Genomic DNA, 13,469 nt, shown 5'->3' on the forward strand with positions numbered 1-13,469 from the left:
AAAATTGGAAACTGGACAAAATTTTACCGTATCGGTTGAAATTTTACCACTCATCCGACCACTCAATCACGTCAAAATCCGAAATAAATTGTCAATTCTGTAATTTTGTTACAACAAGGTTAATTTAAAACCAATCATTAGTTACATTGCAGTTATGTACTCTTTAGTAATTGGCACATTATATGTATTGACTCAGTGCCTAACCCTTCAAGGGCCAGAATTGGCGATACTGCGCCGCCACTGGTTAATTTACACCCATTTCGCGTCTATTTTTTGACCGTTTTTATACTTTTTTTACACCTCTCGGCCATTTTTTATCAGGAACTTTTCGCTCGACTTCATAAGCTGTTGTTATCAAAAATAAGCGTTGTGGAGGTGTATCGTGAGTTTCAGCATCATTAGTGGTGCGCTGTTGGTCCTACTGCTTCTTGGCTATCTGGTTTATGCCTTGTTTAACGCGGAGGATTTTTAAATGGCAGCGTCAGGATTTCTGCTTATCGCCAGCTTCATGCTGGTGTTGTTGGTGCTGTCCCGCCCGTTGGGGAGCTTTTTGGCTCGCATAATCGAAGGCGAACCCTTTGCGCCATTGCGCCAAGTCGAGGCCGGTTTATGGCGTTGTAGCGGTGTAAAAAATGAAGAGATGAACGGCTGGCAATATGCGCTCGCCATTCTCTGCTTTAACTTACTGGGTATTGCCTTGCTGTTCACGCTGTTGATGGCGCAAGGTTCGTTACCGCTAAATCCTGAACACATGCCGGGTATGTCATGGCATCTGGCCTTAAATACCGCGGTCAGCTTTGTCACTAACACCAACTGGCAAGCCTATAGCGGCGAAAACACCCTCAGTTATCTGAGTCAAATGGCCGGTCTGACGGTACAAAACTTCCTCTCTGCTGCAACCGGCATTGCCGTCGCTTTTGCTCTGATCCGTGCCTTTGCCCGCCATTCTGCCCACACACTGGGAAATGCCTGGGTCGATCTGGTGCGCATCACCTTATATGTGTTGCTGCCGATTGCGCTGATTATCGCGCTAATTTTCGTCAGTCAGGGGGTATTACAAAACCTGGATGGCTACCTGCATATCACCACCCTTGAAGGGGTAAAACAGACCCTACCAATGGGACCGGTAGCCTCGCAGGAAGCCATAAAAATGTTGGGGACCAACGGCGGCGGTTTTTTTGGCGCTAACTCCGCACATCCATTTGAAAACCCAACTGCTTTTAGTAACTTTGTGCAGATGCTGGCGATTTTCCTCATACCCTGTGCACTCTGTTTTGCCTTCGGTCAGGTGGTGGGTGATAGCCGTCAGGGCCATGCGCTGATCTGGGCTATGTCACTGATTTTTGTGGTGGCCGTAGTCGTGGTGATGTATGCAGAACTGGCCGGTAACCCGCACTTAACTCAGTTAGGTGCCGACAGCAATATCAATATGGAAGGTAAAGAATCCCGCTTCGGCATTCTGGCAACCAGTATGTATGCCGTGGTCACTACCGCAGCCTCTTGTGGGGCCGTTAACGCCATGCATGACTCCTTTACCGCCTTAGGTGGCATGGTACCGATGTGGTTAATGCAGATTGGCGAGGTGGTGTTTGGTGGGGTCGGTTCTGGGTTATACGGCATGCTGCTATTCGTGCTGCTGACCGTCTTTATTGCCGGGTTGATGATTGGTCGTACCCCTGAATATCTTGGCAAGAAAATTGACGTATTTGATATGAAAATGACCGCGCTGGCCATTCTGGTCACCCCGGCTATCGTGCTGCTGGGTACCGCACTAGCACTCTGCACTGATGCCGGGCGGGCGGGGATTCTTAACCCCGGAGCGCATGGTTTTAGCGAAGTTCTCTACGCCCTCTCCTCTGCGGCCAACAATAACGGCAGCGCCTTTGCTGGTCTGAGTGTCAATACGCCGTTTTATAACCTGCTGCTGGCTGCCGCCATGTTCTTCGGCCGCTTTGGCGTGATTCTGCCGGTATTGGCCATTGCCAACTCATTGGTGGCGAAGAAGCGGCAACCCGCGGGTAATGGCACGCTGCCAACCGCTGGACCACTATTTATCGGTTTGCTGGTAGGTACGGTGCTGTTGGTCGGCGCATTGACCTTTATCCCAGCGCTGGCCTTAGGTCCGGTTGCTGAGCATCTGCAAGTTTGGTTAGCACATTGATGAGAGAACTACTATGACACGCAAACAACGCGCGATTTTTGAGCCAGCACTGGTTCGTACTGCGCTTATTGATGCCGTGAAGAAACTGGACCCACGCGTCCAATGGCGTAACCCAGTGATGTTCGTGGTCTATCTGGGGAGTTGGCTGACCACTCTGATTTGGCTGGCGATATTAAGCGGCCAAACCACCGGTAGTGCCATGTTTACCGGCAATGTGGCTCTGTGGCTGTGGTTTACCGTGCTGTTTGCCAACTTCGCAGAAGCTTTGGCCGAGGGGCGCAGTAAAGCGCAAGCAGAAAGTCTGCGTGGGGTGAAAAAAACCAGTTGGGCCAAAAAACTGTCAGAAGCCCGCTTTGATGCGCCACAGGAGAAAGTCTCCGCCGATAGCTTGCGCAAAGGCGATGTGGTGTTGATTGAAGCTGGCGATACCGTGCCCTGTGACGGCGAAGTGCTGGAAGGTGGTGCATCCGTTGATGAAAGCGCCATTACCGGCGAATCTGCTCCGGTTATCCGTGAATCCGGTGGTGACTTCTCTTCCGTGACCGGCGGTACCCGCGTGCTGTCCGACTGGTTGGTAGTTGAGTGCAGCGTTAACCCCGGCGAAACCTTCCTCGACCGGATGATCGCCATGGTTGAAGGCGCGAAACGGCGTAAAACCCCTAACGAAGTGGCGTTGACCATTTTGCTGGTGGCTCTGACTATTGTCTTCTTACTGGCGACGGCGACACTCTATCCGTTCTCGGTGTTCAGTGTTGAGGCCAACCATGCCGGTTCACCGGTGACAATTACGGTACTGGTGGCGCTGCTGGTTTGTCTGATCCCAACCACTATCGGTGGCCTGCTATCAGCCATCGGGGTTGCCGGGATGAGCCGGATGCTGGGCGCTAACGTGATTGCCACCAGCGGGCGCGCGGTGGAAGCGGCCGGTGACGTTGATGTGCTGTTGTTGGATAAAACCGGCACTATCACACTGGGTAACCGCCAGGCGTCTGAGTTTTTACCTGCACCGGGTGTCACCGAGCAACAACTGGCCGATGCCGCGCAACTCTCTTCTTTGGCGGATGAAACGCCAGAAGGCCGCAGTATCGTGGTGTTAGCGAAACAGCGCTTTAACCTGCGCGAACGTGACTTGCACAGTCTAAATGCCACCTTTGTGCCTTTCTCGGCACAAACACGGATGAGTGGTGTGAACGTGCAGGACAGAATGATCCGTAAAGGTGCTGTGGATGCTATTCGCCGCCATGTCGAGTCCAATCAGGGCCATTTCCCGCGGGCAGTGGAAGACGCGGTGGAAAGCGTCGCCCGCACCGGTGGTACGCCACTGGTGGTGGCCGATGGGCCACGGGTGCTGGGTGTAGTGGCGCTGAAAGATATCGTCAAAGGTGGCATCAAAGAACGTTTTGCCGAGTTGCGCAAAATGGGCATCAAAACAGTGATGATCACCGGTGATAACCGCCTGACAGCAGCCGCCATTGCCGCCGAAGCGGGTGTGGATGATTTTCTGGCGGAAGCCACGCCAGAGGCCAAACTGGCATTGATTCGCCAGTATCAGGCCGAAGGCCGATTGGTGGCAATGACCGGTGACGGTACCAACGACGCCCCGGCACTGGCGCAGGCTGACGTCGCCGTGGCGATGAACTCGGGGACACAAGCGGCGAAAGAAGCTGGCAACATGGTGGATTTGGATTCTAACCCGACCAAGTTGATTGAAGTGGTGCATATCGGTAAACAGATGCTGATGACCCGTGGCTCGCTGACCACCTTCAGTATCGCCAACGACGTTGCTAAATATTTCGCCATTATCCCGGCTGCGTTTGCAGCTACCTATCCGCAGCTTAATGCCCTGAACGTCATGCAGTTGCACTCCCCGGCGTCGGCCATACTGTCGGCGGTTATTTTTAACGCACTGGTGATTATGTTCCTGATCCCGCTGGCACTGAAAGGGGTGAGTTACAAGGCGATGAGTGCAGCGGCGCTGCTGCGCCGTAACTTGTGGATTTATGGGCTGGGTGGCCTATTGGTGCCGTTTGTCGGTATCAAGCTGATCGATCTGGTACTGACCGCCCTAATGATGAGCTGAAAACTCAGTAATTAATGTTTGCAATGGCCACGGCGTGTTTTGCTCGTGGCCGCTATTAAGACCGAATAGAGAGGCAATATCCATGTCATACCTGCGACCTTCATTGGTTCTACTGATATTACTGACACTTATCACCGGGATAGCTTATCCTCTGCTGACTACCGGATTGGCAAAATTGATGTTTACCGAGCAAGCGCGTGGTTCACTGGCGATGCTGGGTGATGAAGTTGTCGGCTCTACCTTGCTAGGCCAAAACTTTACTCAGCCAGGCTATTTTGCTGGCCGCCCATCGGTAACAGCAGATATGCCTTATAATCCAATGGCCTCTGGTGGGAGTAATCTGTCCATCAGCAATCCCGCACTGGATCAGGTTATCAGTGAGCGAGTAACATTACTGCGTCAGGCTAACCCGACACAAACTGGCCCAGTCCCGGTTGATTTGGTGACAGCATCAGGCAGTGGTCTGGATCCCAGTATTTCACTGGAAGCGGCCTATTATCAGGCTCCCCGCATCGCCAGCGTGCGCCAGATGCCATTGTCTGAAGTGAAGCAGTTGATTGATAGTAGTGTGCAAAAAGCGACACCGAACTTCTTCGGTGAATCTGTGGTGAATGTGCTGAATCTGAATATGGCGTTGGATGCCCAAAGCCCGGTAAAAGTACCGATCAACCCGGCAAAATCTTAAGGACATAACATGGTGGATGCAGAACCAACCCGCCCCGACCCCGACAGCCTGCTCGCAGCAGCCAATGAGAAGACCCGTGGCCGGCTAAAAGTGTTTTTCGGGGCCTGTGCGGGGGTAGGCAAAACTTACGCCATGCTGCAAGAGGCTCAGCGCCTGCGGACTCAAGGGCTGGATGTATTGGTTGGTGTGGTGGAAACACACGGGCGTAGCGAAACCGCAGCGCTGCTCGAAGGGCTGACCATCCTACCGCAAAAGCGAATTCATCACCGCAATCGTCAGGTACGTGAATTTGATTTGGATGCGGCCCTGGCACGCCACCCGGCACTGATCCTGATGGATGAGCTGGCGCACAGTAATGCCTATGGCTCGCGCCATCCGAAACGCTGGCAGGATGTTGAAGAACTGCTGGATGCTGGCATTGATGTGCTGACCACCGTCAATGTACAGCATCTAGAAAGCCTGAATGATGTGGTCGGCGGCGTGACCGGTATCCGGGTGCGGGAAACCGTGCCCGACCATATGTTTGATGAAGCCACTGAAGTGGTTTTGGTCGACCTCCCCCCCGATGACCTGCGCCAGCGGCTGAATGAAGGCAAGGTCTATATTTCGGGTCAGGCGGAGCGAGCCATTGAGCACTTCTTCCGTAAGGGCAATTTAATCGCCCTACGCGAGCTGGCACTGCGCCGTACCGCGGATCGGGTTGATGATCAGATGCGTGCTTTCCGTGACACTCAGGGGCGCGAACGTGTCTGGCATACCCGTGATGCCATCTTATTGTGTATTGGCCATAACAGCGGTAACGAAAAACTGGTCCGAACTGCTGCCCGGCTGGCAGCCCGATTGGGGTGTATCTGGCATGCAGTCTATGTGGAAACACCCCGTCTGCATGGCCTGCCGGAAGCGAAGCGCCGGGCCATTTTACGCACACTAAAATTGGCGCAAGAGTTAGGAGCAGAAACCGCTACGCTGTCAGAACCCCGTGAAGAACAGGCCATCCTGCGTTACGCCCGAGAACATAATCTGGGGAAAATCATCATTGGTCGCCGCACGGAAAAACAGTGGAAACTGCGTGGTAGCTTTGCAGATCGCCTGGGCAAGCTGGGGCCAGATCTGGATTTGGTGATTATTGCACTGGAGGGCGATACCCCCCCCAATGTGGTGAAAGAGAGTGATTCTCGTACCTTTACTGAAAAGTGGCGGATGCAACTGCGTGGCTGTGCGGCAGCCATCGGCTTGTGTGCCCTGATTACGGTGTTATCGCAGTGGCTCATCCCCGGTTTCGATCAAGCCAACCTGGTGATGGTCTACTTACTGGGTGTGGTGATTATTGCACTGTTCTATGGCCGCTGGCCGTCAGTCTTGGCGGCAGTGATTAATGTCGCCAGTTTCGATCTGTTTTTTGTTCAACCGCATGGGTCACTGGCGGTCACTGATGTGCAGTATCTGGTGACGTTTGGCGTGATGCTGATTGTCGGTATCGTGGTGGGTAATCTTACCGCAGGGGTGCGCTATCAAGCCAGAATTGCCCGTTATCGCGAGCAACGCGCCAGGCATTTGTATGAGATGTCGCGCGGATTAAGCCGTGCCCTAACGCCTGCGGATATTGTCAAAACCAGTCGTCATTTTCTCTCCAGCAGTTTTCAAGCGAAAACTGACCTGTTACTGCCACAGGAAGATGGACGCTTGCAGCAAGTCGCCACTGACGAAGGCGGCGCACTTTCTGTTGATGTGGCTATTGCCCGCTGGAGTTTTGACAAAGGCGCACCGGCAGGTGCCGGTACCGACACCCTGCCCGGTGTCCCCTATCAATTATTACCGTTGACCGCCTCCAAGCAAACTTTTGGCGTGCTGGCAATCGAACCTGCCAACCTGCGCCAATTAATGGTGCCGGAGCAGCAGCGCTTGCTGCAAACCTTTACCAGTCTGATCGCCAATGCTCTGGAAAGGCTACATCTGGCACGCAGTGCCGAATTGGCAAAACTGGATGCCGAACGCGAGCAACTGCGTAACTCACTGCTGGCGGCACTATCTCATGATTTACGTACCCCATTGACGGTGCTATTCGGTCAGGCCGAAATTTTGACGCTGGATCTGGCAGCGGAAGGTTCACGCCATGCGCCGCAAGCCAATCAAATCCGCCAACAAGTGCTGAGTACCACCCGACTGGTGAATAACTTATTGGATATGGCGCGTATTCAATCGGGTGGGTTTAATCTACGTAAAGAGTGGCAATCACTGGAAGAGATCGTGGGTAGCGCCCTGCATATGCTAGAAACCGCCCTCAATCATCATCACATCAACGTCGAGTTACCGGATGAAATGGTGTTGATCAACTGTGACGGCAGCTTACTGGAACGGGTGTTTATCAATTTGTTGGAAAATGCACATAAATATGCCGGTCAGGGGGCATTGCTGGGGATTCGGGCCGCGGTACAAGGTGAGTGGCTAAATGTAGAAGTATGGGATAATGGCCCAGGAGTGACCCTTGGGCAAGAACAGCTAATCTTTGATAAATTCTCCCGAGGTAACAAAGAGTCAGCCATTCCCGGTGTCGGCTTGGGTTTAGCCATTTGTCGTGCCATTATTGATGTACACGGCGGGCGTATCTGGGTTGAGAACAATAAAGATGGCGGTGCTAGCTTCCGCTTCACGCTACCACTCGAGAGAGCGCCAGATATTGATGGTGAAAACATTGATAGTGAACACCTTGATGCTGAAAAATGATATACCCTAAATAATTCGAGTTGCAGGAAGGCGGCAACTGAGTAAGTCCCCGGTCACTTACTTAAGTAAGTGACCGGGGTGACAAACCTGCCAGGAGCAGATTTGAACGCTGCTTGCAGCGGCCTCACAGAGGCGAGGCCCATGGACGGGCCGAGTAACGAAAGCAGCCAACACACAAGCAGCTTGAAGTATGACGGGTATAGAACCTATCTCAGTAGGCGTCATTGTTGCAGGCAGTTTGAACACGGACAGAGCGGAAGAACCGGAGCGTACACCGAGTACGTGAGGATTCTGAGCACTGCCCAGGTTCAAAATGGCAAATAAAATAGCCTAATGAAGGAGAAGTGACTATATCCCCGACTAACATTCTAATCGTAGAAGATGAAAAAGAGATCCGGCGCTTTGTTCGTATTGCGCTGGAGAGTGAGGGCTGGCGAGTATTCGAGAGTGATACCTTGCAACGGGGGCTAATTGAAGCCGGTACCCGCAAACCGGACCTGATTATTTTGGATTTGGGGTTACCAGACGGCGATGGACTGACTTATATTCAAGACCTGCGCCAGTGGAGTGCCATTCCTATTATCGTCTTATCGGCTCGTAACAATGAAGAAGATAAAGTGGCCGCGTTGGATGCCGGAGCCGATGACTACCTAAGCAAACCATTTGGAATCAGTGAGTTATTGGCTAGAGTGCGGGTTGCTTTGCGCCGCCATAGCGGTGGTAGTCAGGAAAGCCCGCTGGTGGGCTTTGCGGATATCAGCGTTGATCTGATTAATCGTCAGGTTACCCGTGCCGGCGAAAATCTGCACCTGACACCGATTGAGTTTCGCCTGCTCTCTGCATTATTGGCGAATGCCGGTAAAGTCATTACCCAGCGCCAGTTATTAAGCCAAGTCTGGGGGCCAAATTATGTCGAACACAGCCACTATCTGCGTATTTATATGGGCCATTTACGGCAGAAATTAGAAACAGACCCGACCCGCCCTAAGCATCTGCTAACTGAAACCGGCGTCGGCTATCGCTTTATCCCGTAACACCTTGTGTGATATAAAAATTTACATTGATACTAGGAAAATAGCTGTCAGCGGCGTAGCATCAAACTTTTAAATGCTAATAGGTCTTATTATTCATGAGTACATGGTTGATTTACGCCCTGCTATCTGCCTTCACCGCCTCTCTGGTCGCTATCTTCGGTAAAATCGGCTTGCAGCAGTTGGATGCCAATACTGCGACTGCCGTTCGTGCTGTCGTGATGGCGCTGTTCCTGGTCGGTGTGGTGTTAGCTCAAGGGAAATTCAATCTGATCAGTGGTGTATTGGCCGATAAAAAAGCCCTGTTATTCATTATTCTCAGTGGCGTTGCGGGTGCGTTATCCTGGCTGTTTTACTTTATGGCTATCAAGCATGGCAATGTCTCTCAAGTAGCCCCGATTGATAAACTCAGTGTAGTTTTTGCGGTGATCCTGGCGGTTATCCTGTTTGGTGAAAAAATCTCGCTGGTGGCGAGTTTGGGCGTCGCACTGATTACCGCCGGAGCATTGCTAGTAGCATTGGGGTAATCGGCTCCTGGCAATGGAAAACAGGGCTAAAAGAAGAAATATAATATTAGGTGTCAGCTTATCGGCTGATCTAACTTCTGGCGAAGAAATAGCACCAATAGGCGCTATTTCTTACCGGTTATGACTATTTACCCGCTAGCACTTCACTGACAATATCTACGGCTTCCTGCTCTATCTTTTCACGATGCTCTGGGCTGATAAAACTTTCACAGTAAATTTTGTAAGCGTCTTCAGTACCGGATGGACGGGCCGCAAACCAGCCGTTATCCGTCATCACTTTCAGGCCGCCAATGGATGCACCATTGCCAGGTGCTGTGGTTAAACGGGCAGTAATAGGATCACCCGCCAACATGTTGGCTGTCACCATCTCAGGTGACAGTTTAGACAACGCGTTTTTCTGCGCCTGAGTCGCCGGAGCCTGAATACGGTTATAGCTCGGTGCGCCAAAGCGTTTAGCTAAATCATCATAGTGATGCTGTGGATTTTTACCGGTAACTGCTGTGATTTCTGCTGCCAGCAAACACATGATAATACCGTCTTTATCAGTAGACCACGGCGTGCCATCGAAGCGCAGGAAGGAAGCCCCAGCACTCTCTTCACCGCCAAAACCAAAGCTACCGTCGTGCAAACCGTCAACAAACCATTTAAAGCCGACCGGAACTTCTACCAACTTACGGCCTAAATCAGCCACCACGCGATCAATCATCGCACTGGAGACCAGGGTTTTACCCACGGCCACCTCAGCTCCCCATTGTGGACGGTGCTGGAACAGGTAATTGATCGATACTGCAAGATAATGATTCGGATTCATCAACCCTGCCGGAGTCACAATACCATGGCGGTCATAATCGGGATCGTTAGCAAAAGCTAAATCAAATTTATCGCGTAACGCCAATAAGCCAGCCATGGCGGACTCTGACGAGCAATCCATCCGGATCACACCATCATGGTCCAGATGCATAAAGCGGAAGGTCTGATCGATAGAATCATTAACCAGTGTTAGATCCAGCTTATAGTGCTCACCAATACGTTGCCAATAAGCAATACCGGAGCCACCGAGAGGATCAACACCTAATTTCAAACCAGCACGTTGAATAGCCGGAATATCGACCACATCCACCAAGCCTGCAACATACGGCTGAATCAAATCTTGCTCACGCAGATGATTACCACGCCAGGCTTTATCCAGCGTTTGGCGTTTGATGCCCTCTAATTTCAGGCTGAGTAACTGATTAGCTCTTTTTTCAATTACCGAGGTCAGATTGGTATCGGCCGGGCCGCCATTCGGTGGGTTGTACTTGATGCCACCATCTTCAGGCGGATTGTGTGACGGTGTGATAACAATGCCGTCAGCCAAGGCTTTCCCCTGCACATTATGGCAGAGAATAGCATGTGAAATCGCCGGGGTTGGTGTAAAACCATTATCTTGCTGTACCACGACATCCACACCATTCGCCGTCAGCACTTCTAATACCGAGATAAATGCCGGTTCAGAGAGTGCATGGGTATCTTTACCCACATAACACGGGCCACTAATGCCATGTTGATGACGAACTTCGGCGATCGCCTGAGCGATTGCTAAGATGTGTGCTTCATTAAAACTGTGGCGTAATGAACTGCCACGATGGCCGGAGGTGCCAAATTTGACCGCATGGGCCGAATTTTCAGCATCTGGCTGCAATACATAATATTGCGACGTTAACTGCGCAACATTTATCAAATCGCTTTGCTGAGCGGGTTGCCCGGCACGAGGGTGATTGGCCACAGTCACTACTCCCTATATATCCCCTTCGCATTTGGAGCCGCAAGCTGCGTTCACTCACCCGAATCGCATATTTGCGTAAGTTCATCGGGATTATGAGCCTCTGATGAGGCTCACCCTGCGGGCCAGTGCAAGTGCTGTTCAACATGGTTTACAACCCATTTGTCGTTCGCTTGCTGCCTACCTGCAACTCCAATTTCTTTGGGTATCGGTTCAACGAAATTAAATAGTCCCGCACACTTTTTCGGTCAAATCCGGCGGGAACTGCATTGCCAGCATGAGATGTTGCACCATACTGCGTTTACGCTCGGTATTGGTATTGGTAATAACCCAGTATGGCGTACCTGGGACATGTTTGGGTTTGGTGTGCGTCCCGTTTTGCAACAATGTCTGTTGGTCACCGGCAAAATAAACCCGGGTGCGACCATGTAATGATTCAGTCGCCTCGGTAAACGCCTGTGCATCCAGCGTGTAAAGTGTGGATAACACCAACATAAAGCGGTTAACCGCCCTATTTTGCTCTGCATACTCATCGGACAACAGCAATTCACGCACTGCACGAACCCGATCTCGTGGTGCTGGAGCTGTAGCCGCTTTCACCGCATCAGTGCTGGCAGGGATACTGGGTACCGGCTGACCGGCCGTAAACTTCAGCATACGTCGTAAAATATCAGACGCGCTCTCGCCAATGTGCTGCGTATGGCTGGCAATATAGCGATAAAGTTCTTCGTCGAGTTCAATAGTTTTCATCTTTATCCAGTACGGGTTTCTACTTTCTTATACATATCTTAGGATTATAAAGTCAAAGTGCGCTGACGAGTACCTTTATAATGGCTTTATCGGGATAAATGGCCCACCCCACCCACAGCAACTCAATAATCTACATATGACTGATGATAAGGCAAATAATTGTGTAACAGCACACCTTTGTTCAGCCATGATATCCTAACCACATTATCTCTCAGTATGAACGTCGCTATGAAATTAAACTTCCGCTTACAAAACGCGCTTTCTGCCACACCTTCCCTGCCAATCATGCTGATTCATGGGCTATTTGGTAATCTGGATAACCTGGGTGTTTTGGCCCGTGACTTGCAAAGAGATCATACCGTGGTTCAGGTTGATATGCGTGACCATGGTTTATCACCCCGCTCACCGCAAGTGGATTACCCTGCAATGGCGCAGGATGTGCTGGAGCTGCTCGACCACCTCGCAATAGAGAAAGCCATTATCATCGGCCATTCGATGGGAGGTAAAGTGGCAATGGCACTGACAGCAATTGCTCCTCATCGTATTGCAAAGCTGGTCGCGATTGATGTCGCCCCGGTTAACTATCAAGTACGCCGCCACGACACTATCTTTACTGCCCTCAATGCTGTGAGTACTGCGGGTATAACCCAGCGACAAGAAGCCGCTCAATTGATGCGTGAGTCGATAAAAGAAGAAGGGATCATTCAGTTCTTATTGAAATCATTCCACAACGGCGAATGGCGGTTTAATGTGCCCGCACTCTGGGATCAATACGAAAATATTGTCGGCTGGCAGCCTATTCCACCGTGGCCGCACCCAATCCTCTTTATTCGCGGTGAGCTGTCGCCATACATTCAAGATAGCCATCGTGATGATATTGCCCGCCAATTTCCGCAAGCCCGTGCCTATGTGGTCGCAGGGACTGGCCACTGGGTACATGCGGAAAAGCCGGATTCTGTCTTGCGGGCTATCCACCGCTTTATTGATGAAAACAGCATCGATGAAAAAGAGGCTGAATAAAAAAAGTACAGCGCACGATGGGGATTGATTAAAAATCATCCCCTGGGGAAAAAAAATGTATTTCCTGTGGAAAAATTGTGCAAAAAAGAACGAATTAGCACAATCTAATCACAGTAAAGCATTGTCGTTGCTCAGTTGGCTGGGGTATTATGGCGCGCTCTAATTTTGCTGCGGACTTCGGTCGCTGTTCACAGATCGTAACCGGTGCAAATGCAAATTCAGGCTGCTGGTATATAGGTTATTCAATGCGCTCAAGCTATGTTCTCAACCTGAAACATGTAAACCGAATCGTCAGACAAGGCTTCGTTACGCTTTCTGATGTAAATCCCTTGTAGTACTGCTACCTATGGCAAAAGAACAAACGGATCGCACAACGCTGGATCTGTTCGCAGATGAACGCCGTCCGGGGCGTCCGAAAACAAATCCATTATCACGTGATGAGCAGCTTAGAATTAATAAGCGAAATCAACTACGGCGCGATAAAGTGCGTGGCTTACGACGCGTGGAACTGAAGATTAATGCCGATGCCGTCGATGCTCTCAACAGCCTTGCAGAGCAGCGTAACATCAGCCGTAGTGAGCTGATTGAACAAATGTTGCTGGCTCAATTAGCCCATTCACAAGAAGGGTTTTAACCCTATCGGTTACCACGACGGCGTGGCGTAATCACTTACGCTACGCCGTTTTTACTTTACCCCGCTCATACTGAAGTCACCGGGCTGTTAGCGGT

Annotated in this window: 11 protein-coding genes; 9 read left to right on the forward strand and 2 right to left on the reverse strand. The window is 51.1% G+C overall.

Going from position 1 to position 13,469, the window contains the following annotated elements:
• Positions 1-382 precede the first annotated feature (382 nt).
• The 7 genes from V1953_RS14825 (at position 383) to V1953_RS14855 (ending at position 9,208) form a co-directional block, all read left to right on the forward strand.
• Positions 383-472, forward strand: coding sequence for a K(+)-transporting ATPase subunit F (locus V1953_RS14825; protein ID WP_032907040.1), 90 nt, complete (start codon positions 383-385; stop codon positions 470-472).
• Positions 473-2,161, forward strand: a complete 1,689-nt coding sequence (gene kdpA / locus V1953_RS14830) for a potassium-transporting ATPase subunit KdpA (RefSeq protein ID WP_083159617.1) — start codon at positions 473-475, stop codon at positions 2,159-2,161.
• Positions 2,162-2,174: 13 nt separating this feature from the next.
• Complete coding sequence (gene kdpB / locus V1953_RS14835; RefSeq protein WP_083159618.1) at positions 2,175-4,241, forward strand: potassium-transporting ATPase subunit KdpB; 2,067 nt, start codon at positions 2,175-2,177, stop codon at positions 4,239-4,241.
• Between the two features lie 82 nt (positions 4,242-4,323).
• Positions 4,324-4,926, forward strand: coding sequence for a potassium-transporting ATPase subunit KdpC (kdpC, locus tag V1953_RS14840; protein ID WP_442851082.1), 603 nt, complete (start codon positions 4,324-4,326; stop codon positions 4,924-4,926).
• Between the two features lie 9 nt (positions 4,927-4,935).
• Positions 4,936-7,650, forward strand: coding sequence for a two-component system sensor histidine kinase KdpD (gene kdpD, locus V1953_RS14845; RefSeq protein WP_102970448.1), 2,715 nt, complete (start codon positions 4,936-4,938; stop codon positions 7,648-7,650).
• Between the two features lie 344 nt (positions 7,651-7,994).
• Entirely contained in the window at positions 7,995-8,684 is a 690-nt protein-coding gene (gene kdpE, locus V1953_RS14850; RefSeq protein ID WP_083159624.1) for a two-component system response regulator KdpE, read from the forward strand.
• A 95-nt stretch (positions 8,685-8,779) separates the two neighbouring features.
• The gene (locus V1953_RS14855) at positions 8,780-9,208 is read left to right on the forward strand and encodes an EamA family transporter (protein ID WP_442821114.1); all 429 of its coding nucleotides are present in this window, start codon (positions 8,780-8,782) and stop codon (positions 9,206-9,208) included.
• A 124-nt stretch (positions 9,209-9,332) separates the two neighbouring features.
• Here V1953_RS14855 and pgm read toward each other — a convergent pair whose 3' ends face one another.
• A complete protein-coding gene (gene pgm / locus V1953_RS14860; RefSeq protein ID WP_083163809.1) occupies positions 9,333-10,973 on the reverse strand; it encodes a phosphoglucomutase (alpha-D-glucose-1,6-bisphosphate-dependent) in 1,641 nt (546 codons plus the stop codon).
• A gap of 219 nt (positions 10,974-11,192) precedes the next feature.
• Positions 11,193-11,720, reverse strand: coding sequence for a replication initiation negative regulator SeqA (seqA, locus tag V1953_RS14865; RefSeq protein ID WP_083159628.1), 528 nt, complete (start codon positions 11,718-11,720; stop codon positions 11,193-11,195).
• 228 nt (positions 11,721-11,948) lie between these two features.
• Here seqA and ybfF point away from each other — a divergent pair, with 228 nt between their 5' ends.
• Positions 11,949-12,740: an esterase gene (ybfF, locus tag V1953_RS14870; RefSeq protein WP_442851083.1), complete on the forward strand. Its 792-nt coding sequence runs from the start codon at positions 11,949-11,951 to the stop codon at positions 12,738-12,740.
• A gap of 346 nt (positions 12,741-13,086) precedes the next feature.
• Complete coding sequence (ybfE, locus tag V1953_RS14875) at positions 13,087-13,374, forward strand: LexA regulated protein (protein ID WP_005163374.1); 288 nt, start codon at positions 13,087-13,089, stop codon at positions 13,372-13,374.
• Positions 13,375-13,469: the final 95 nt, after the last annotated feature.

It is taken from the genome of Yersinia sp. 2541 StPb PI, from assembly GCF_052217145.1.
GTDB classification, from domain to species: Bacteria; Pseudomonadota; Gammaproteobacteria; order Enterobacterales; family Enterobacteriaceae; genus Yersinia; species Yersinia enterocolitica_E.

What these genes read in the sequence shown, in the direction of transcription:
- kdpA (WP_083159617.1), top strand. Translation starts at nt 473, where the DNA reads ATGGCAGCGTCAGGATTTCTGCTTATCGCCAGCTTCATGCTGGTGTTG.
- kdpB (WP_083159618.1), top strand. Translation starts at nt 2,175, where the DNA reads ATGACACGCAAACAACGCGCGATTTTTGAGCCAGCACTGGTTCGTACT.
- kdpC (WP_442851082.1), top strand. Translation starts at nt 4,324, where the DNA reads ATGTCATACCTGCGACCTTCATTGGTTCTACTGATATTACTGACACTT.
- kdpD (WP_102970448.1), top strand. Translation starts at nt 4,936, where the DNA reads ATGGTGGATGCAGAACCAACCCGCCCCGACCCCGACAGCCTGCTCGCA.
- V1953_RS14855 (WP_442821114.1), top strand. Translation starts at nt 8,780, where the DNA reads ATGAGTACATGGTTGATTTACGCCCTGCTATCTGCCTTCACCGCCTCT.
- seqA (WP_083159628.1), bottom strand. Translation starts at nt 11,720, where the DNA reads ATGAAAACTATTGAACTCGACGAAGAACTTTATCGCTATATTGCCAGC.
- ybfF (WP_442851083.1), top strand. Translation starts at nt 11,949, where the DNA reads ATGAAATTAAACTTCCGCTTACAAAACGCGCTTTCTGCCACACCTTCC.
- ybfE (WP_005163374.1), top strand. Translation starts at nt 13,087, where the DNA reads ATGGCAAAAGAACAAACGGATCGCACAACGCTGGATCTGTTCGCAGAT.